The sequence below is a fragment of the Pseudomonas koreensis genome (assembly GCF_012986595.1).
Taxonomy (GTDB): Bacteria; Pseudomonadota; Gammaproteobacteria; order Pseudomonadales; family Pseudomonadaceae; genus Aquipseudomonas; species Aquipseudomonas koreensis.
This window is the reverse complement of record NZ_JAAQYM010000003.1, coordinates 585,485-604,333: the sequence shown is the minus strand read 5'-3', so window position 1 is coordinate 604,333 and position 18,849 is coordinate 585,485. Positions and strand designations below refer to the sequence as shown.

The following is an 18,849-nucleotide window of genomic DNA, read 5'->3' as shown; positions in this document are numbered from 1 at the left end:
CGGGGCTAGCTTATTCATATTGTTATACTATAACATTAAATTGAATTGAGCCTGCTGCCCTCGCCGATTTCTAGCGTCTGCTTCCGCGACAATACTGTTTTGAAGCCTAAGAACGCGGTGCGTTACGCCAATACCCGGCGTAAACGCCCATCGGCCACTCCCTGAAGAGGATTATCCAATGTCATCGCCACTTCCCGTGACCGTTCTTTCGGGCTTTCTCGGTGCCGGAAAAAGTACACTTTTGAATTACGTACTACGTAATCGAGAGGGCTTGCGCGTCGCGGTCATCGTTAACGATATGAGCGAAATCAATATTGATGGCAGCGAAGTTCAGCGCGATGTCAGCCTGAACCGTGCTGAAGAAAAACTGGTGGAGATGAGCAACGGCTGTATCTGCTGTACGTTACGCGAAGACCTGCTGGAAGAAGTGAGCAAACTCGCCCGCGAAGGCCGTTTCGATTACTTGCTCATCGAATCCACCGGCATTTCCGAACCGCTGCCGGTCGCGGAAACATTCACCTTCCGCGATGAGCAGGGCCAGAGCCTCGCTGACGTAGCGCGCCTCGACACCATGGTGACGGTAGTCGATGGGATGAACTTCCTCCTCGACTACCAGGCGGCCGAGAGCCTCGCTTCCCGGGGAGAGACTTTGGGAGAGGAAGACGAACGCTCGATTACCGACCTGTTGATCGAGCAAATCGAGTTCGCCGACGTCCTGCTGATCAGCAAGATCGACCTTATCAGCCGCCAGGACCGTGACGAGCTGACAGCAATCCTCAAGCGCCTCAATGCCCAAGCGGAAATCATTCCGATGGTGATGGGCGAAGTGCCGCTGCAGAAAATCCTCAACACAGGCCGTTTCGATTTCGACAAGGCCGCTCAGGCTCCGGGGTGGCTGCAGGAGTTGCGCGGTGAACATGTGCCGGAAACTACCGAGTACGGCATTGCTTCCACGGCTTACCGCGCACGCCGACCGTTCCACCCGCAGCGCTTCTACCACTTCATCGACCGTCCATGGACGAACGGCAAATTGCTGCGCTCCAAAGGCTTCTTCTGGCTCGCCAGCAAGGCCACGGAGGCGGGCAGCTGGTCGCAGGCTGGCGGCCTGATGCGCCACGGTTTCGCTGGGCGCTGGTGGCGTTTCGTCCCGAAAGACCAATGGCCGCAGGATCAGGAAAGTACGGCAGCGATCATGAAAAACTGGACACCGAGCGTCGGAGATTGCCGTCAGGAACTGGTGTTCATTGGTCAGAACATCGATTTCCTACAGCTCACTGCCGAGCTCGACGCCTGCTTGCTGACGGATGCGGAAATGGCTGCCGGCGTTGAGAGTTGGCGCACGCTGCCGGACCCCTTCGGCCCTTGGCACGATGAGGCTGCCTGATGCTTGCGCTCACACTGAAGCAAAACCGCGTGCGCCATCAGCATCAGGGGGGGACGCCGAAAACGCTGACGCGAATCCTTGAGGACGACGTCAACCTCGCGGTGTGGCAGCGCCAACTGCCGTTGCACATCGCTGATTTCGCAGAGTTACTGCTGTCGCTCAATGATCCCCTGGCGGAATCGCTCTGCATCGAATTGCCGGATGAAGACGCCGATCCCGACCTCGGCGCACTGGCTGCCGGGTTTCGTGATCTGGAAGGCTACGAAGGCTTTATCGCCGATCTGCAATGGCTGGTCAGTGCCTTCGCTTGCCTGCTGGGCGCGCGCCGCGTTGGCCTGCGTCTGCGCGTACTGGATAAGGCCATGTGCCCGCGTTTTCATGTCGATCATGTGCCGGTGCGCTTGATCACAACCTACGGCGGGATCGGCAGTCAGTGGCTCAAGGAAGGGGTGATGGATCGCGAGCAATTGGGTCAGGCAAACGCCGAACCACGGGACATGGCGAACGTCCAGCAACTGCAGAGCGGTGACGTGGCGCTATTGAAAGGCGAGAAGTGGCACGGCAACGAAGGCTTCGGCCTGATTCATCGTTCTCCGCAACCGGCAGCGGGCGAACGACGCCTGCTGCTGACCCTCGACTGGCTCGGCTGACGGCTCAAGGCTCAAGGCTTGAGCCACTTGCCCTGGCTCTGGCCTTCGCAATACGGCCGCAAATACGCCGTGTCGGAGGCGACCCCGTAATAGTGGATATCCTGGCGATAGGGCATATTGGCAACTTGCGCGTTACTGCACACGCCGAACGCGCCGCTTGGGCATTGATCGGCATACTGCACATCGACGTTCTGCCCGGCCAGGGTCGGTTTGCAGAAGCCATCGCTGAACAGTTTCTCGGGAATATTGCGGTTCTGCTGGCAGACTTTGACGTCGAGCCGCTCGCCCTGGCTGTGCACAACGCAGGCTTGAGCCAAGGCTTCGCTCGACAGCAGCATCCACAGCAACGACCATCCCATCCAACGCATGTCCAATCCCCTCAGAAACGCCTAGCCATGTTGCAGAACATTCCTACTCATGTGATCGCCGGCCCTTTGGGCGCCGGCAAGACCAGCCTGATTCGCCAGCTCATGGCGCAACGGCCTGAAGGCGAGCGCTGGGCGGTGCTGATCAACGAATTCGGCCAGATCGGCCTCGACGCCGCACTGCTGACCCGCGACAGCGATGGTATCGCACTGGGCGAGGTCGCCGGGGGCTGCTTGTGTTGCGTCAATGGTGCACCGTTCCAGATCGGCCTCGGCCGTTTATTGCGTAAAGCCCGGCCGGATCGGCTGTTCATCGAGCCGTCCGGTTTGGGCCATCCGGCGCAGTTGCTCAAGCAGTTGAGTGAAGCACCATGGCTGGGTGTACTCGCGGTACAGCCTTGTGTGTTGGTGCTGGACGCCCAGGCGCTTGCTGCCGGGAAGTCTTTGCCGGCCGCTCAGCAGGACGCTCTGGCCAGTGCCGGTCTGCTGTTGCTGAACAAGGCCGAAAGTCTGGATGAGGCGGTGCGGCAGGCCATCGCCAAGCGCCTGCCACCGGTCAGGTTGATTTGGACGCTACAAGCGCAATTGCCTTTGCGCGAGTTGCCAGGTGTGGCGGCGCAAGCGGTAGCGGGTGTGGATAACTTTGTCGAGCCCAAGGGGGCGGGGTCAATCCCGGCACTCTGGAGTGACCCGGCCGTGCCGATTTGCCTGAATCAGGCGCAGGAGGGTGGCTGGAGCATCGGCTGGCGTTGGCACCCGGGCCAGACGTTCGATACGCAGCGCGTGAGCGAATGGCTGCGAGCGCTGAATTGGCGGCGGGCCAAACTGGTTATCCACAGCGCCGAGGGCTGGGTTTCGGCCAACGCTCTGGATAACGCCGGGCTCCATTGGCAGCTCAGCGAATGGCGCAGGGATTCACGTATCGAGCTGATCTTCACCGATCCGCAGAATGTCGATGATTTGCAGGCAGGCCTGGCGCAATGCCGGGTTCAAGCGGATTAGTTTATGGCTTCCACTTGTTGTGTTCCTGGCGCCACTGGCTCAACTCGATCACTTCGGCCCGTGGGCGACTGACTTCGACCACCGGCGGCGTCTCGTCGAACGGGGCCGGGTAGGGCGCCAGTTCGATCTGCGCACTGTGCGCGCCAAACTGGGTGATGGTGCCGTTGTGCCGGGTTTCGCCGGTCACGGTGAACTCGAAGTTGTAGACCCGGGCCAGACGCCGCCGACCGCTGGCATCCTTGATCAAGCCGATTTTTTTCAACGCGACGTTACCGTCCAGCAGCTCGACGCCGACGTTGATGCAATGCTGCTTGACCCGCTCCAGTGCCCGTTCGCGCAAGCCGTGGTTGTGCCATAGCCACGCACCGGCAGCGGCGAACAGCATCAGCACGAAGATGTTTTCAAGGGTCAGCATCAACAGGAAACTCCAAAAGATAAGCCCAGCTTAACTGCGTCGCCGGTCTGTCGTACAGGCTGTGTTTCGTCGCATACTGCGCGGCTTGAATTTCAATCGTTTTACGGAATAACCCGAATGAAACGTACGCCTCATCTGCTCGCCATTCAGTCCCATGTGGTCTTCGGCCACGCCGGCAACAGCGCCGCGGTTTTTCCGATGCAGCGGGTCGGGGTGAACGTCTGGCCGCTCAACACCGTGCAGTTTTCCAATCACACCCAGTACGGGCAATGGGCCGGTGAGGTGCTGGCGCCGCACCAGATTCCCGAGCTGGTCGAAGGCATTGCTGCCATCGGCGAGCTGGGCAACTGCGACGCAGTGCTTTCCGGTTATCTGGGTAGCGCGGCGCAGGGCCGGGCGATTCTCAGTGGCGTCGAGCGCATCAAGGCAGTCAATCCAAAGGCCTTGTACCTGTGCGATCCGGTGATGGGCCATCCGGAAAAAGGCTGCAGTGTGCCGGCCGAAGTCAGCGACTTCTTGCTGGAAGAGGCGGCGGCGGTGGCGGACATCATGTGCCCGAACCAGCTGGAACTGGACAGTTTCTCCGGACGCAAGCCGCAGTCGCTGTTCGACTGCCTGGCGATGGCCCGGGCGCTGCTGGCGCGCGGCCCGAAAGCGGTGTTGGTCAAGCATCTGGATTATCCGGGCAAGCCGGCGGAGGGTTTCGAGATGTTGTTGGTGACCGCCGATGAAAGCTGGCACCTGCGCCGTCCGCTGCTGGCGTTTCCGCGTCAGCCGGTGGGCGTGGGCGATCTGACGTCCGGCCTGTTCCTGGCGCGGGTGCTGCTGGGTGACAGTCTGGTGGCGGCGTTCGAGTTCACCGCAGCGGCGGTGCATGAAGTGCTGCTGGAGACCCAGGCGTGTGCCAGTTATGAGCTGCAACTGGTGCGGGCGCAGGACCGGATTGCGCATCCGCGGGTGAAGTTCGAGGCGACGGCGATCAGTCTGTAATCGCATTATCGTTCAAAAGATCGCAGCTTCCGGCAGCTCCTGCAGGGTTATAAGTTCCCTTGTAGGCGCTGCCGAAGGCGGCGATCTTTTGCTTTAAGCGTCGCCCTTGATCTCCTGATAACGCTTCTCCAGCTCCTGACGAATCTGCCGGCGTTGCTGGGCCTGCATGTAGCGGCGCTTGTCTTCGCTGTTCTGCGGTTGCAGCGGCGGCACGGCGGCCGGTTTGCGCTGGTCATCCACCGCGACCATGGTGAAGAAGCAGCTGTTGGTATGGCGCACCGAGCGCTCGCGGATGTTTTCGGTCACCACTTTGATGCCGACTTCCATCGAGGTGTTGCCGGTGTAGTTGACCGACGCCAGGAAGGTCACCAGTTCACCGACATGGATCGGCTCGCGGAAAATCACCTGATCCACCGACAGCGTCACCACGTAGCGGCCGGCATAGCGGCTCGCGCAGGCGTAGGCCACTTCGTCGAGGTATTTGAGCAGGGTACCGCCGTGGACATTGCCAGAGAAGTTGGCCATGTCGGGGGTCATCAGTACCGTCATCGACAGTTGGGCGTTTCCGGGTTCCATAACGTTCTCACGGATCAAGGCTGGGGTGGCTGGAAGCACCTCTGCGGGTGCCTGGTCGCTTTTTCAAAAGCACCGTTATCGGGACGCCAGGCGACTGGCTGCCGTCACGCCGGGATCGATCTGTTTCCTTATATTGCACCGCCTTCCAGCCGCAAGTCGCGGTGTTAACCTGCAAAAGGCCCTGCCCAAGGCCAATTCCCACACAAAAAGCGGATTTTTTACCCTGCTTGCTCAGACCTTTCTGATGTCTGACGGCGGGTCACGTCATACAAGGAGCCCACACCATGCATGCCATCAGCTTTATTCAGGACCTGGCAGTGATCATGTTGGTCGCAGGTGTGGTCACCGTGCTGTTTCACCGCTTCAAGCAGCCGGTGGTACTCGGTTACATCGTCGCCGGTTTCATCATCGGCCCGCACACCCCGCCGTTCGGCCTGATCCACGACGAAGAAACCATCAAGACCCTCGCCGAGCTGGGGGTGATCTTCCTGATGTTCTGCCTTGGGCTGGAGTTCAGCCTGCGCAAGTTGTTCAAGGTCGGCGCCACGGCGTTTATCGCGGCGTTCCTCGAGATCGTGCTGATGATCTGGATCGGCTACGAGATTGGCCGCTGGTTCGACTGGAACACCATGGACTCGCTGTTCCTCGGCGCGATCCTGGCAATCTCCTCGACCACCATCATCGTCAAGGCGCTCAACGACCTGAAGATGAAGAACGAGCGCTTTGCCCAACTGATCTTCGGTGTGCTGATCGTCGAGGATATCCTCGGCATCGGCATCATCGCCTTGCTGTCGAGCATCGCCGTCAGCGGTACGGTCAGTTCGGGCGAAGTGTTTTCCACGGTCGGCAAGCTGTCGTTGTTCATGATCGTCGCGCTGGTGGTCGGCATTCTGTTGGTGCCGCGCCTGCTGGCGTATGTCGCCAAATTCGAAAGCAACGAGATGCTGCTGATCACCGTGCTCGGCCTGTGTTTCGGCTTCTGCCTGCTGGTGGTCAAGCTCGAATACAGCATGGTGCTTGGCGCTTTCCTGATCGGCGCGATCATGGCTGAATCGCGGCAACTGCTGAAAATCGAGCGCTTGATCGAGCCGGTGCGCGACTTGTTCAGTGCGATCTTTTTCGTCGCTATCGGGTTGATGCTCGATCCGATGATCCTGCTGCAATACGCGTGGCCGATTGCCGTTATCACCGTGGCCGTGGTGCTCGGCAAGATGTTGTCCTGCGGCCTCGGTGCCTTTATCGCCGGCAATGACGGACGCACCTCACTGCGCGTAGGGATGGGGCTGTCACAGATTGGCGAATTTTCCTTCATCATCGCTGCGCTCGGAATGACGCTGCAGGTCACCAGCAACTTCCTGTACCCGGTGGCGGTGGCGGTATCGGTGATCACCACCCTGCTGACGCCGTACCTGATCCGTGCGGCCGATCCATTGTCGATCAAGCTCTCTGCCGCCGTGCCCAAGCGCCTGGGGCGGGTGTTAGGGATGTATGGCGAATGGCTGCGCAGCATCCAGCCGCAAGGCGAGGGCGCGATGCTGGCGGCGATGATTCGGCGGATCCTGTTGCAGGTCGGGGTCAACCTGGCGCTGGTGATCGCGATTTTCTTCAGCGGTGCGTTCTTTGCCGGTCGGCTGTCGGTGTGGATGCAGGACTGGATCGGCGATCCGAGCTGGCAGAAAGCACTGATCTGGGGCGGGGCGCTGTTGCTGTCGTTGCCGTTTCTGATCGCGGCGTATCGCAAGCTCAAGGCGCTGTCGATGTTGCTGGCGGAGATGGGCGTGAAGCCGGAGATGGCCGGGCGGCACACGCAGCGAGTGCGCCGGGTGATCTCCGAAGTGATCCCGATCCTCTCGCTGCTGGTGATTTTCCTGCTGTTGGCAGCCTTGTCGGCCAGTATTCTGCCGACCAACAAGTTGCTGGTGCTGATCGCCGTGGTCGCGGCCGCCGTGGCGGCGCTGCTCTGGCGCTGGTTCATCCGCGTGCACACGCGGATGCAGGTGGCCTTGCTGGAGACCCTCGACAACCACAAGGAGTCGTCGGGGCATTGACCACCCGGGGCGCTGGGCGGATCAGCTTTCCAGCCAGACGTCCCGCGCCCAGTGCCACACCGATTCCCAGGATTCTTCGGTGATCAGCTCTTCTTCGCCGGACCACAGCACCACCGTGCCGTCTTCTTCGACGCAGTAGTAGTTGTCGCCATCCTGGCAGATCGGGATCAGGTCACGCGGTACGCCGATGTCCCACGCATTGGCCGCGACATCCGGCAGGTAGGTGTGCGATTGCGGGTCGGTGACGGTCACCGGCTCGAGGCTGCCGTAAACCACGTCGCTGACAGTCAGCAGAAACTCTTTGAAGACGAACGGGATGTTGATGAAGAGTTCTTCTTCGATCTCCACCAACTGGTCTTCGTCAGGCAATTCCAGGGGAACCGGTACGGGTTCGTTGGCTTCGCGCAGTTGTTCGATGATTTCTTCCACGTCCGGGATCCTCTTGCTTGAATGGCGCGGTTTATATGGGCCGGTTTATACAGTAGCTCGCTATAGATGCAACCGTGAAATAGAAAACCCCAGCCGAGGCTGGGGTTTTATTACCGCATGCGCAGTGCAGAGGGATCAGCCGTTCTGGCGGATACCCGCGACCAGCCAAGGCTGGTTCTCGCCCTGCGGACGTTCCATGTTCCAGCTTTCGCTGAACACTTCGCCCTGGTCGAAGCGCGAAGTCTTCGACACGCCGCTGAAGGTCAGGGTGGCGATGGTCTTGTCGGCACGATCATCCACGCCGTCCAGCTGCACTTGCAGGTTGTCGATGTAGGTCGACTGGAAGCCGTCGCCCAGGTCCGCACGCTCACGCTTGAGGAACTCGAGCATTTGCGGGGTCACGAACTCGGCGATCTTGTCCATTTCGTTGGCGTCCCAGTGCTGCTGCAGCGACTGGAAGTGGCTGCGCGCAGCGGCGAGGAAGTTCTGTTCGTTGAACCAGGCTGGCGCGTTGATTACCGGACGAGCGGCAACCGGAGCAGCCGAACCACCGAAGATCGAGCCCATGGCAGCAGGCTTCTGCTCGAACACTTCACGCTGCATCGGCGCGCCGGCCGGAGCCAGGTGCTCCTGCTGCTTGCGTCGACGGGCGGCGATGAAGCGGAAGATCACGAACGCGATCACGGCCATGATCAGGATGTCGAAGATCTGCATGCCCTGGAAGCCGCCGCCCATGAACATGGACGCGAGCAGGCCACCGGCGGCGATACCGGCCAGCGGGCCGAGCCATTTCGAAGCGCCGCCCGCCTTGGCAGCGGCACCGGCAGCGCCGGCAGCACCTGCGGTCGCTGCTGCGCCGCCCATGCCTGGGGAAGAAGGAGCCATCTGGCTGGTCTGGTGCGTCGGCGCAGCGCCGGCGCTTTTGCCACCACCGAAGCGCTTGGCGTTGGCGTCGAGGCTCATCGTCAGGCCGATGCACAACGCCATGGCGATGCTAAGAAAACGTTTCATAAAGGGAATTCCCGTTTGTGGAGACACGCGCGCCATGTTGCACAGCTGAAGTGTTACTGGCTAGCGAGAGAGTGTTTCGGGCTTTTGCCTGACAGGTTACGTTCAGCTCGGTCGAGGCAATAAGGCCATGTACTTTTGTCTGTAGGAAAATGGGATAGGTTCAGCAAGAAATGGCTTAGCGACGAAACGCCAGCATCACCACACCGGCTGTGATCAGGCCGATGCCGCCCCATTGGCGCAGGTCGAGTTTCTCGCCCAACAGGATCACGCCGAGCACCGCCACCAGCACCACGCTGAGCTTGTCCACGGGCGCAACCAGAGAAGCCGGGCCGACTTTCAATGCGCGGAAATAGCACAGCCAAGACGCGCCGGTACCCAGACCGGACAACAGCAGGAACAGGTAGCTCCTGGCGGAAATCGATCCCAAGGACTGATATTGGCCCGTGGCGTACAAAATCAAGGCCAGACTGACCAGGACCACGATGGTGCGCAGCAGGGTGGCGAAGTCGGAATTGACGTTTTCGATGCCGACTTTGGCGAAGATCGCCGTCAGCGCGGCGAAAGTCGCCGAGAGCAGGGCCCAGAATGTCCACGAAGAAAAGAAGCCCGAGCCCATGGATATGTCCTTGTTAGATCATCCAACGCCGACCATGTGGGAGCGAGCCGGCTCGCGAAAGCCACACTGCGGTTATCAGATCAACCACGGTTATGTCATTCGCGAGCAGGCTCGCTCCCACAGAAAAGCGAAACCGGCGTCAGATCGCTTCCAGCTTCGCGTACCCGAGCATCAGCCACTTGCTGCCTTCACTGAAATTCACCTGCACCCGCGCCTGCGCGCCGGCACCCTCGAAGTTCAGGATCACACCGTCGCCGAAGACCGAGTGACGCACCGCCTGTCCGAGGCTGAAGCCGGTTTCCGGAATCTCGCTGCCACTGAACAGGTTGCTGCCGCTCATCGACTGGTTGCCGCCGAACGGTCGGCTGACGCTGTTCGACAGACGTACTTCCTGAATCAAGCCTTTCGGCACTTCACGGACGAAACGCGAGACCTTGTTGTAGGTTTCGCTGCCGTACAGGCGTCGGGTTTCAGCATAGGTCATCACCAGATTCTGCATGGCCCGGGTGATGCCGACGTAGGCCAGACGGCGTTCTTCTTCAAGGCGACCCGGTTCTTCCAGGCTCATCTTGTGCGGGAACAGGCCTTCTTCCATGCCCACCAGGAACACGTAAGGGAATTCCAGACCTTTGGCGCTGTGCAGGGTCATCAGCTGAATGCTGTCTTCGTGCTCGTCGGCCTGGGTATCACCGGCTTCCAGCGAAGCGTGGCCGAGGAACGCCGCCAGTGGCGACAGCTCTTCGTCTTCTTCGGTGTTCTCGAAGTTGCGCGCGGCGCTGACCAGTTCCTCAAGGTTTTCCACCCGGGCCTGGCCTTTCTCGCCTTTTTCCGCTTCGTGATAAGCGATCAGCCCCGATTGCTCGATGACAGTCTGGGTCATCAGGTGCAGCGGCATCTCCATGCACTTGGCGGCGAGGTTCTCGATCAGTTCGATAAACGCACCCAGCGCACCAGCGGCGCGACCGGTCAGGCCTTTATTGGCGACCAGCTGGCGCATCGCTTCCCACATCGACACATCGCTGTGGCGTGCATGGTCGCGGATCGCTTCGACGGTTTTTTCGCCAATGCCACGGGCCGGCACGTTGATCACCCGTTCCAGCGCGGCATCGTTGCCGCGACCTTCGAGCAGACGCAGGTAGGCCATGGCGTTCTTGATTTCTGCGCGCTCGAAGAAGCGCTGGCCGCCATAGATGCGGTACGGAATACGCTCACGCAGCAACGCTTCTTCCAAAACGCGCGATTGGGCGTTGGAGCGGTAGAGAATCGCGATATCGCTGCGGGCTAGGCCGGTTTTCAGCGCACTTTCGATGGTTTCGACAACATAGCGCGCTTCATCGTGTTCGTTGAACGCGGCATACAGGTTGATTGCTTCGCCGTCGCCACCGTCGGTCCACAGCTCTTTGCCCAGACGCCCGGTGTTGTTGGCGATCAGGGCATTGGCGGCCTTGAGGATGCCGGCGGTGGAGCGGTAGTTCTGCTCCAGACGAATGGTCACCGAATCCGGGAAGTCGGACGAATACTGATGAATGTTCTCGATTTTCGCGCCGCGCCAGCCGTAGATCGACTGATCGTCGTCGCCGACCACCATCAGGCTGTCGCCGCCCTTGCCGAGCAGACGCAACCAGGCGTACTGCACGGCGTTGGTGTCCTGGAACTCGTCCACCAGAATGTGCCGGAAGCGCTTCTGATAATGCGCCAGCAGGCCGGGGTGATCGCGCCACAGGTCGAGGGCGCGCAGCAGCAGTTCGGAGAAATCGATGACGCCGGCGCGCTGGCAGGCAGCCTCGTAGGCCTCATAGATGCCGCGCATGGTCGCCAGGTACAAATCGCCGCTGGCCTGAATGTGTTGCGGACGCAGACCTTCGTCTTTCTGCCCGTTGATGAACCACTGGGCCTGACGGGCCGGCCAGCGTTGTTCGTCCAGCCCCAGCTCGCGGATCACCCGCTTGACCAAGCGTTGCTGGTCGTCGCTGTCGAGAATCTGGAAGGTCTGGCTCAGGCCCGCTTCCTGCCAGTGCGCCCGCAGCAAGCGGTGCGCCAGGCCGTGGAAGGTGCCGACCCACATGCCGGCCGGGTTGATACCCAGCAACTGCTCGATGCGGTGACGCATCTCGGCAGCGGCCTTGTTGGTGAAGGTCACCGACAGAATGGAGTGGGGCGAGGCGTTTTCGACCTGGATCAACCAGGCGATACGGTGCACCAGCACTCGGGTTTTACCAGAGCCGGCACCGGCCAGGACCAACTGACGGCCAACGGGGGCTGCTACGGCCTGGCGTTGGGCATCGTTGAGAGAGTTCAGCAGAAGGGAGAGATCATCGCGCATCGGGGCATTCTAGGGTGCGCCGCAGGCCCGGGCAAACCGAGCTTTGCATTAGCCGATGAAAGTGCTGCCGATGACGACCGGTCGGTCACTGGCTACAGGCGTCGGCCCGTCTCGCTTTGCGGGTTTTGCCGGTGATCGGGCGGGCAAACGTTTCCTGCAATTTGTGATCTGGAGCAGTTTGGCAACGGGGTCGGCTTGTGTATGCTCCGTCCACGTTTCGGGCCCATGCTCACTCTTATAAGAACAAAAACATTGCAAAAGACCCTCAGCTCAGACCTGTCGGGCCCCTCTGTGGAACCCCGGGTCATCCGCAAGCATTACGCCACCGAAATGGCGGTTGAACGCACGCGCCTGCTGTATCAGGGCTCGCTGCTGCCCACGTTGTTCATGTTACTCAATGGTCTGGTCTGCGCCGGTTTGCTCTGGAGTCCGCAGCGCTATTTCGTGGTCAGCATCTGGCTGGTCTGGTTGTTGTCGCTGGTGGCGCTGCGGGTAATTCAGGTCGCCGCGTTCGATTCGGCGATTCCCGACCGTCAGGCCCACCCGATCTGGTTCCGCATGTTCCTGCTCGGCTCGACCATGACCGGCCTGACCCTGGCCGGCGCCGGCATCGCGCTGGTGCCCGCTGACAACTTCATGCAGCAAGCCTGGGTGTTCGGCCTGATCGGCGCCGCGACGCTGTCGGCCAGTGTTGCCTACGCCGTCAGCCTGCCGGCGTTTCTGTCTTTTACCTTGCCGTGTCTGCTGCCGGCGATCGGTTATCTGTTCTGGGGCGGTGACGAGCAGGCGCGTGGCTGGGGCTGGCTGGGCCTGATCCTGCTCGGCTCGCTGAGCGTGGTGGCGTGGCAGGTCAACCGGTTGATTGATCGCGGGTTGTTGCGGCGCTTTCAGAATCAGCACCTGATCGAGCATTTACAGCAGGCCCAGAGCTGCAGCGAGCAGCTCAATCAGGCGCTGGGCAAAGAGGTCGAGCAACGGCGCTGTGCCGAAAGTGCATTGCGCGAGGCGCAGGTCGAGCTGGAAGACCGGGTGGCGCAGCGCAGCCGCGAACTGGACGTGGCCAACCAGGCGCTGAGCAAAAGCGAAGCACGGCTGGCCCTGGCATTGAAGGCCAGCGAACTGGGGCTGTGGGACTGGAACCTGCAAACCGACGAAGTCCACCACACGCAGATCCAGGAATTGTTCGGCCTCGCGCCGGAATACGTCACGGCGATCCTGCGCGACCTTAAACCACGCCTGCACCCCGAGGATGTGCCGCCGCTCAAGCAGGCGCTGATCGAGCACCTGAAGGGCCGCACCGAGGACTATCAGATCGAATACCGCGTGCGTCACGGCGACGGCCATTGGGTGTGGATCGAGGATCGCGGCCGGGCCGTGGAGCGCAGTGACAGCGGGCGGGTGATCCGCATGGTCGGCACCCGGCGCGACATCAGCGTCAGCAAAAGTCTCGAAGAACAACAGCGGCTGGCAGCCACGGTGTTTGAAGCTGCCAGCGAAGGCATCGTCATTCTCGACCCGAACTATGCGTTGATCGCGATCAATCAGGCGTTCAGCCGGGTCACCGGTTATGACATTGAAGACATGCTCGGGCGCAATGTCGTCGAACTGCCGTGCAGCCGTGATGCGCGGCGGCACTATGTCTCGATCCGCCACGCGCTGGAGCAGCACGGCAGCTGGCAGGGCGAGCTGGTCGAGACCCGTAAGAACGGCGAGCTGTATCCGCAGTGGCTGCAGCTCAACGCGGTGCGCGACAGTCGGGGAAATGTCAGTCATATCGTCGGCTTCTTCGCCGATCTTTCAGCGCGGCGCGAATCCGAAGAACGCATGCGCTACTTGACCCACTACGATGAACTCACCGGGCTGGCCAACCGCTCGCTGTTCCGCGAGCGCTTGCACGAAGCCCATCAGCGCGTGCGTCAGGGCGGACGACGTAGCCTGGCGTTGCTGCACATCAATCTGGATCGTTTCAAGTTGCTCAACGACAGCCTCGGTCACGAGGTGGCGGATCAGTTGCTGCAGAAAATGGCTCGGCGCCTGGTCAACGCGTTGCCGGAGGCTGACACCATCGCCCGACTGTCGGGTGACGAATTTGCCGTGTTGTTCGATGCCTACGGCAACCTGTCGAGCCTGGCGCGGGTCGCCACGCGGCTGTCGAGCAAGCTGCGCCTGCCACTGACAGTCGAAGGGCATGAGCTGGTGGTCAGTGCCTCGATGGGCATCAGCATGCTGCCGGACAACGCCCGGGAGATTTCCGCGCTGGTCAGTCAGTCGAACATGGCCATGCAACACGCCAAGCATCTGGGCGGCAACAATTTCCAGTTCTACACCGACAGCCTGCAGGCCAGCACCCTTGAGCGCTTGCAGTTGGAAAACCAACTGCGCAAAGCCATCGAGGACAAACAGCTCAAGGTGTTCTACCAACCGAAGCTGTGCCTGCAGACCGGACGTCTGAATGCGGCAGAAGCGCTGGTGCGCTGGGATCATCCGACCATGGGTCGGGTGCCGCCGGGGGATTTCATCGGTCTGGCCGAGGAAACCGGATTGATCGGGCCGATCGGCGAATTCGTGTTGCGCCAAGCCTGTTGGCAGGCGTGCGAATGGCAGCGGCAGGGGCTGGCGCCGATTCGCGTATCGGTGAACCTGTCGGTGCATCAACTGCGTCAGGGCAAACTGGTCAGCCTGGTGCGTCAGGTGCTGGAAGAAACCGGTCTGGCGCCGCACTACCTCGAGCTGGAACTCACCGAAAGCCAGTTGCTCGACAGCGTCGAACACATCATCGCGACCTTCCAGCAACTGCGTGATCTGGGGGTGAAACTGGCGATCGATGATTTCGGCACCGGCTATTCGTCACTGAGTTACCTCAAGCGCATCCCGGTGGATTACGTGAAGATCGACCAGGCGTTCATTCGCGGGCTGGGTCAGGGCAGTGAAGATACGGCTATCACCCGGGCGATCATCGCCATGGCGCATGGGCTGTCGTTGAAAGTGGTGGCCGAAGGGGTCGAGCGATCCGAGCAGCTGGATTTTCTACGCACCGAGCACTGCGATGAAGTGCAGGGCTATCTGATCAGCCGTCCGGTGGAGGCCGAGCGTCTGGCCGGGCTGTTGCGCGAACAGGGCAATCCGCTTTAAGGGCTACATGCACCCCATCGCGCCTGATATGGGGACATGGAGTTACGCATTGAGCAGGCAAAAAGCCAATTCATGTAGTATAACTACAAGCGTGCTACATCCTTGCCCATAAGAAGAGTCCAGCCCCTTGAATCTGCTGCAACACATCGCCCAGTCACGTCACCTGTTACGCAAGTCGGAGCTCAAGGTCGCCGACCACGTGCTGCTTGACCCTGCGGCCGTGATGCACAGTTCCATGGCCGACCTGGCCCACAGCGTCGGCATCAGTGAGCCGACCATCGTGCGTTTCTGCCGGGCCATCGGCTGTTCCGGTTTTCAGGATCTCAAGCTCAAACTGGCGCAAAGCCTGGCTGCCGGTGCCAGCTTCGGTCAGTTCGCGATCCACGAAGACGACTCGGTCGCCGACTACAGCCTGAAGATTTTCGACACCACGCTGCACACCCTGATGGAAGTGCGCGAGAAGCTCGACCCGGTGGAATTGCAGCGGGCGGTGACGCTGATGTCCCAGGCGCAGCGGGTCGAGTTCTACGGCTTCGGCGCGTCGGGCGCGGTGGCGGCGGATGCGCAGCACAAGTTCTTCCGCTTGCTGCTGACGGCGGCGGCGTACTCCGACCCGCACATGCAGGCGATGTCGGCGGTGACCTTGAAGCCGACCGATGTGGCGATCTGCATTTCTCAGTCCGGACGCTCCAAGGACCTGCTGATTACCGCTAACCTCGTTCGCGAGAGCGGCGCATCGTTGATTACCCTGTGCCCGAGCCAGACGCCGTTGGCCGAGCTGTCGACCGTCAACCTGGCGATCGATGTGCACGAAGACACCGAAATCTACACGCCGCTGACCTCGCGTATCGCCCATCTGGTGGTGATCGACGTGCTGGCGATGGGCGTGGCGATGGCGCGCGGGCCGAGCCTGGTCAATCATCTGAAGAGCGTGAAGCGCAGTCTGCGCAGCTTGCGGCTGTCGCCCAAGGCCGTGAAAGCGCTGGACGATTAAGATCAAAAGATCGCAGCCTTCGGCAGCTCCTACATTGGAATGCATTTCCCTGTAGGAGCTGCCGAAGGCTGCGATCTTTGCTTTTCGAAGTGAACTTTCATCAGTCTGTAACCCCGAAGCAGCCAAACCGTCATCCCTCGCGCCTATCGTGAAACTCCCGTACTCGCCTTGGGAGACTCGAAATGGCTCAGCCCTACGAAGAACGCAACAGCGCCGCGAAAACTCGTCGTCAACAGGAAGACCAGCGCCGCATGGAATTCCGTCGCGCCATCGAAGATCGCTTCGAACTCCGTCAGCTTCAGAGCGAAATCAGCGATTTTCCCGAGGATATCGAACTCAACTACTGGCAAGCCGCACCGGCAGCTTCCCGTCGAAGCGCTCAACCAGCGCGCTGATCTGCACCCGCTCACTGCGGATAAACGCCAGGAAGGCGTGCGCTACCGGTGACAGCCGTTTGGCCTTGGCTTGCACCAGGCACCAACTGCGAAACAGCGGTAACTCTTCGACCGGCAGCTCGACCAGGCCGCCGGTCGCCAGCTCCAGGTTCAGGGCGTGGCGCGTCAACAGCGCCAGGCCCAGACCCGCCGCCACGCATTCGCGCTGGGCTTCGGCAGACGCCACCTCCTGGGTCTGCGTGAAGTGCACGCGCTTCTCCTTGAAGTATTCCTCGCAGGCCAGTCGCGTGCCCGAACCCGGTTCGCGGATCAGCAACGTGTAGGGCTCAAGATCCTGCAGGCGCAGCGGCCCCATGTGCGCCAACGGATGGTCCGGGCGCGCCACGGCGACAATCGGATTGTTCAAAAACGGCAGAAATTCCAGGCCCATGTCCTGCGGCACCATCGACATGATCACCAGATCGTCGCGGTTGTCCGAAAGGCGGCGAATCACTTGGCCGCGGTTGACCACGGTCAGTTGCAGGTTCACTTCCGGGTGCTGGCGCTTGAAGGCGGCGAACAGGTGCGGCACGAAGTATTTGGCGCTGGATTCCACCGCCAGCTTCAATTGCCCTTGCAGCGAGCCCTGCATGTCCGACAGCTGCATGTCGAGATTTTCCAGACGGCCGAAGATGTCCCGGCTGGCGCGCTGCAGGGCTTCGGCGGCCTCGGTCATGTAGAGTTTTTTGCCGACATAATCGAATAATGGCTGGCCGATCAGCTCTTCCAGTTGACGAATCTGTAGGCTGACGGCCGGTTGTGTGAGAGACATTTCATCGGCGGCGCGGCTGTAAGAGCGTAAATCACACACTTCGTTGAAGATCTGCAGTTGACGTAATGTCATACGCATCAAGGACTTACGCATTTCTTATAGGCTCTGACGGCAGGCTGATGGTTTAACTATAAGTCTTTACTTATGCCTGACCCAATTTTTATTCATTTTTGTTAATCCCTTGTGGGGGCTAGTGTGGGGCTGCGACTAAATTGAAACATTTAGTCACGCGTCGACCTGGGTCTAGCAGGTCGTGGTGCCACCGGCTCAAGGGAACCTCCAAGTGATAACAAAGATCCTGATCGCCAACCGTGGTGAGATTGCCGTACGAATCGTGCGAGCCTGCGCCGAGATGGGCATTCGCTCGGTTGCGATTTTTTCCGACGCCGACCGCCATGCCTTGCATGTGAAGCGTGCGGACGAAGCCCACAGCATCGGTGCCGAGCCGCTGGCCGGTTACCTGAACCCGCGCAAGCTGGTGAACCTGGCGGTGGAAACCGGTTGCGATGCACTGCACCCCGGTTACGGCTTCCTGTCGGAAAACGCTGAGCTGGCAGACATCTGCGCCGAACGCGGCATCAAATTCATCGGCCCGTCGGCGGAAGTCATTCGCCGCATGGGCGACAAGACCGAAGCCCGGCGCAGCATGATCAAGGCCGGTGTGCCGGTCACGCCGGGCACTGAAGGCAACGTTGCGGACATCGAAGAAGCCTTGGCCGAGGGCGACCGTATCGGTTACCCGGTGATGCTCAAGGCCACTTCCGGTGGTGGTGGTCGCGGTATCCGTCGCTGCAACAGCCGCGAAGAGCTCGAGCAGAATTTCCCTCGGGTGATTTCCGAAGCGACCAAGGCCTTCGGTTCGGCAGAAGTGTTCCTGGAAAAATGCATCGTTAACCCCAAGCACATCGAAGCGCAGATTCTCGGCGACAGCTTCGGCAACGTGGTGCACCTGTTCGAGCGTGACTGCTCGATCCAGCGCCGCAACCAGAAGCTCATCGAAATCGCTCCGAGCCCGCAACTGACCCCGGAACAGCGCGCCTACATCGGCGACCTGTCGGTGCGCGCGGCCAAGGCGGTGGGCTACGAGAACGCCGGCACCGTGGAGTTCCTGCTCGCCGAGGGCGAGGTGTACTTCATGGAAATGAACACCCGGGTGCAGGTGGAGCACACCATCACCGAAGAAATCACCGGGATCGACATCGTTCGCGAGCAGATCCGCATCGCCTCCGGCCTGCCGCTGTCGGTGAAGCAGGAAGACATCCAGCACCGTGGTTTCGCGTTGCAGTTCCGCATCAACGCCGAAGACCCGAAAAACAATTTCCTGCCGAGCTTCGGCAAGATCACCCGCTACTACGCCCCCGGCGGTCCGGGCGTGCGCACCGACACGGCGATCTACACCGGTTACACCATTCCGCCGTTCTACGACTCGATGTGCCTGAAACTGGTGGTCTGGGCGCTGACCTGGGAAGAGGCCATGGACCGTGGCCTGCGCGCCCTCGACGACATGCGCCTGCAAGGCGTGAAGACCACCGCCGCGTATTACCAGGAAATCCTGCGCAATCCGGAATTCCGTAGCGGCCAGTTCAACACCAGCTTCGTTGAAAGCCATCCTGAACTGACCAACTACTCGATCAAGCGCAAACCCGAAGAGCTGGCCCTGGCCATCGCCGCCGCCATCGCCGCCCACGCAGGCCTGTGAGGAATATAA

Annotated in this window: 17 protein-coding genes; 9 read left to right on the top strand and 8 right to left on the bottom strand. The window is 60.8% G+C overall.

Features of this window, described 5'->3' with window-relative positions:
* The first annotated feature begins 178 nt into the window (after positions 1-178).
* Both zigA and HBN98_RS12270 read left to right on the top strand, forming a co-directional pair.
* The gene (gene zigA / locus HBN98_RS12275; protein ID WP_083367499.1) at positions 179-1,384 is read left to right on the top strand and encodes a zinc metallochaperone GTPase ZigA; all 1,206 of its coding nucleotides are present in this window, start codon (positions 179-181) and stop codon (positions 1,382-1,384) included.
* Positions 1,384-2,034 (top strand): DUF1826 domain-containing protein, encoded by a 651-nt coding sequence (locus tag HBN98_RS12270; RefSeq protein WP_083367500.1) that lies wholly within the window; start codon positions 1,384-1,386, stop codon positions 2,032-2,034. Before zigA ends, HBN98_RS12270 begins: the two co-directional genes overlap by 1 nt.
* A gap of 11 nt (positions 2,035-2,045) precedes the next feature.
* Here HBN98_RS12270 and HBN98_RS12265 read toward each other — a convergent pair whose 3' ends face one another.
* Complete coding sequence (locus tag HBN98_RS12265; RefSeq protein WP_083367501.1) at positions 2,046-2,402, bottom strand: NADH:ubiquinone oxidoreductase; 357 nt, start codon at positions 2,400-2,402, stop codon at positions 2,046-2,048.
* Positions 2,403-2,429: 27 nt separating this feature from the next.
* On the opposite strand from HBN98_RS12265, the gene HBN98_RS12260 reads away from it, so the two are divergent.
* The gene (locus tag HBN98_RS12260) at positions 2,430-3,401 is read left to right on the top strand and encodes a CobW family GTP-binding protein (protein ID WP_064589886.1); all 972 of its coding nucleotides are present in this window, start codon (positions 2,430-2,432) and stop codon (positions 3,399-3,401) included.
* A 1-nt stretch (position 3,402) separates the two neighbouring features.
* Here HBN98_RS12260 and HBN98_RS12255 read toward each other — a convergent pair whose 3' ends face one another.
* The gene (locus HBN98_RS12255) at positions 3,403-3,816 is read right to left on the bottom strand and encodes a DUF3301 domain-containing protein (protein ID WP_064589885.1); all 414 of its coding nucleotides are present in this window, start codon (positions 3,814-3,816) and stop codon (positions 3,403-3,405) included.
* Positions 3,817-3,933: 117 nt separating this feature from the next.
* Here HBN98_RS12255 and pdxY point away from each other — a divergent pair, with 117 nt between their 5' ends.
* Positions 3,934-4,806 carry a pyridoxal kinase PdxY gene (gene pdxY, locus HBN98_RS12250; RefSeq protein ID WP_064589884.1) on the top strand — a complete coding sequence of 291 codons (873 nt, stop codon included), beginning with the start codon at positions 3,934-3,936 and terminating at the stop codon, positions 4,804-4,806.
* A 93-nt stretch (positions 4,807-4,899) separates the two neighbouring features.
* Here pdxY and HBN98_RS12245 read toward each other — a convergent pair whose 3' ends face one another.
* The gene (locus tag HBN98_RS12245; RefSeq protein WP_003229693.1) at positions 4,900-5,382 is read right to left on the bottom strand and encodes an acyl-CoA thioesterase; all 483 of its coding nucleotides are present in this window, start codon (positions 5,380-5,382) and stop codon (positions 4,900-4,902) included.
* Between the two features lie 284 nt (positions 5,383-5,666).
* Between HBN98_RS12245 and HBN98_RS12240 the strand changes: the two genes are divergently transcribed.
* Complete coding sequence (locus tag HBN98_RS12240; RefSeq protein WP_064589883.1) at positions 5,667-7,430, top strand: cation:proton antiporter; 1,764 nt, start codon at positions 5,667-5,669, stop codon at positions 7,428-7,430.
* Positions 7,431-7,451: 21 nt separating this feature from the next.
* On the opposite strand, the gene HBN98_RS12235 is transcribed toward HBN98_RS12240, so the two are convergent.
* From HBN98_RS12235 to uvrD, 4 genes are all read right to left on the bottom strand, one after another.
* A complete protein-coding gene (locus HBN98_RS12235) occupies positions 7,452-7,859 on the bottom strand; it encodes an SMI1/KNR4 family protein (RefSeq protein ID WP_047596914.1) in 408 nt (135 codons plus the stop codon).
* A gap of 135 nt (positions 7,860-7,994) precedes the next feature.
* Positions 7,995-8,870, bottom strand: coding sequence for a Tim44 domain-containing protein (locus HBN98_RS12230; protein ID WP_064589882.1), 876 nt, complete (start codon positions 8,868-8,870; stop codon positions 7,995-7,997).
* A 175-nt stretch (positions 8,871-9,045) separates the two neighbouring features.
* A complete protein-coding gene (locus HBN98_RS12225; RefSeq protein WP_083367502.1) occupies positions 9,046-9,486 on the bottom strand; it encodes an EamA family transporter in 441 nt (146 codons plus the stop codon).
* Between the two features lie 139 nt (positions 9,487-9,625).
* Complete coding sequence (gene uvrD, locus HBN98_RS12220) at positions 9,626-11,809, bottom strand: DNA helicase II (protein WP_064589880.1); 2,184 nt, start codon at positions 11,807-11,809, stop codon at positions 9,626-9,628.
* A gap of 201 nt (positions 11,810-12,010) precedes the next feature.
* Here uvrD and HBN98_RS12215 point away from each other — a divergent pair, with 201 nt between their 5' ends.
* From HBN98_RS12215 to HBN98_RS12205, 3 genes are all read left to right on the top strand, one after another.
* Entirely contained in the window at positions 12,011-14,941 is a 2,931-nt protein-coding gene (locus HBN98_RS12215; protein ID WP_169844050.1) for a putative bifunctional diguanylate cyclase/phosphodiesterase, read from the top strand.
* Between the two features lie 127 nt (positions 14,942-15,068).
* Positions 15,069-15,935: a transcriptional regulator HexR gene (hexR, locus tag HBN98_RS12210; RefSeq protein ID WP_007962240.1), complete on the top strand. Its 867-nt coding sequence runs from the start codon at positions 15,069-15,071 to the stop codon at positions 15,933-15,935.
* Between the two features lie 182 nt (positions 15,936-16,117).
* Entirely contained in the window at positions 16,118-16,330 is a 213-nt protein-coding gene (locus tag HBN98_RS12205) for a PA3496 family putative envelope integrity protein (RefSeq protein ID WP_007962241.1), read from the top strand.
* Here HBN98_RS12205 and HBN98_RS12200 read toward each other — a convergent pair.
* Positions 16,272-17,234 (bottom strand): LysR family transcriptional regulator, encoded by a 963-nt coding sequence (locus HBN98_RS12200; RefSeq protein ID WP_083367503.1) that lies wholly within the window; start codon positions 17,232-17,234, stop codon positions 16,272-16,274. The genes HBN98_RS12205 and HBN98_RS12200 overlap by 59 nt on opposite strands.
* 190 nt (positions 17,235-17,424) lie before the next feature.
* On the opposite strand from HBN98_RS12200, the gene HBN98_RS12195 reads away from it, so the two are divergent.
* Positions 17,425-18,840: an acetyl-CoA carboxylase biotin carboxylase subunit gene (locus HBN98_RS12195; protein WP_025112637.1), complete on the top strand. Its 1,416-nt coding sequence runs from the start codon at positions 17,425-17,427 to the stop codon at positions 18,838-18,840.
* Positions 18,841-18,849: the final 9 nt, after the last annotated feature.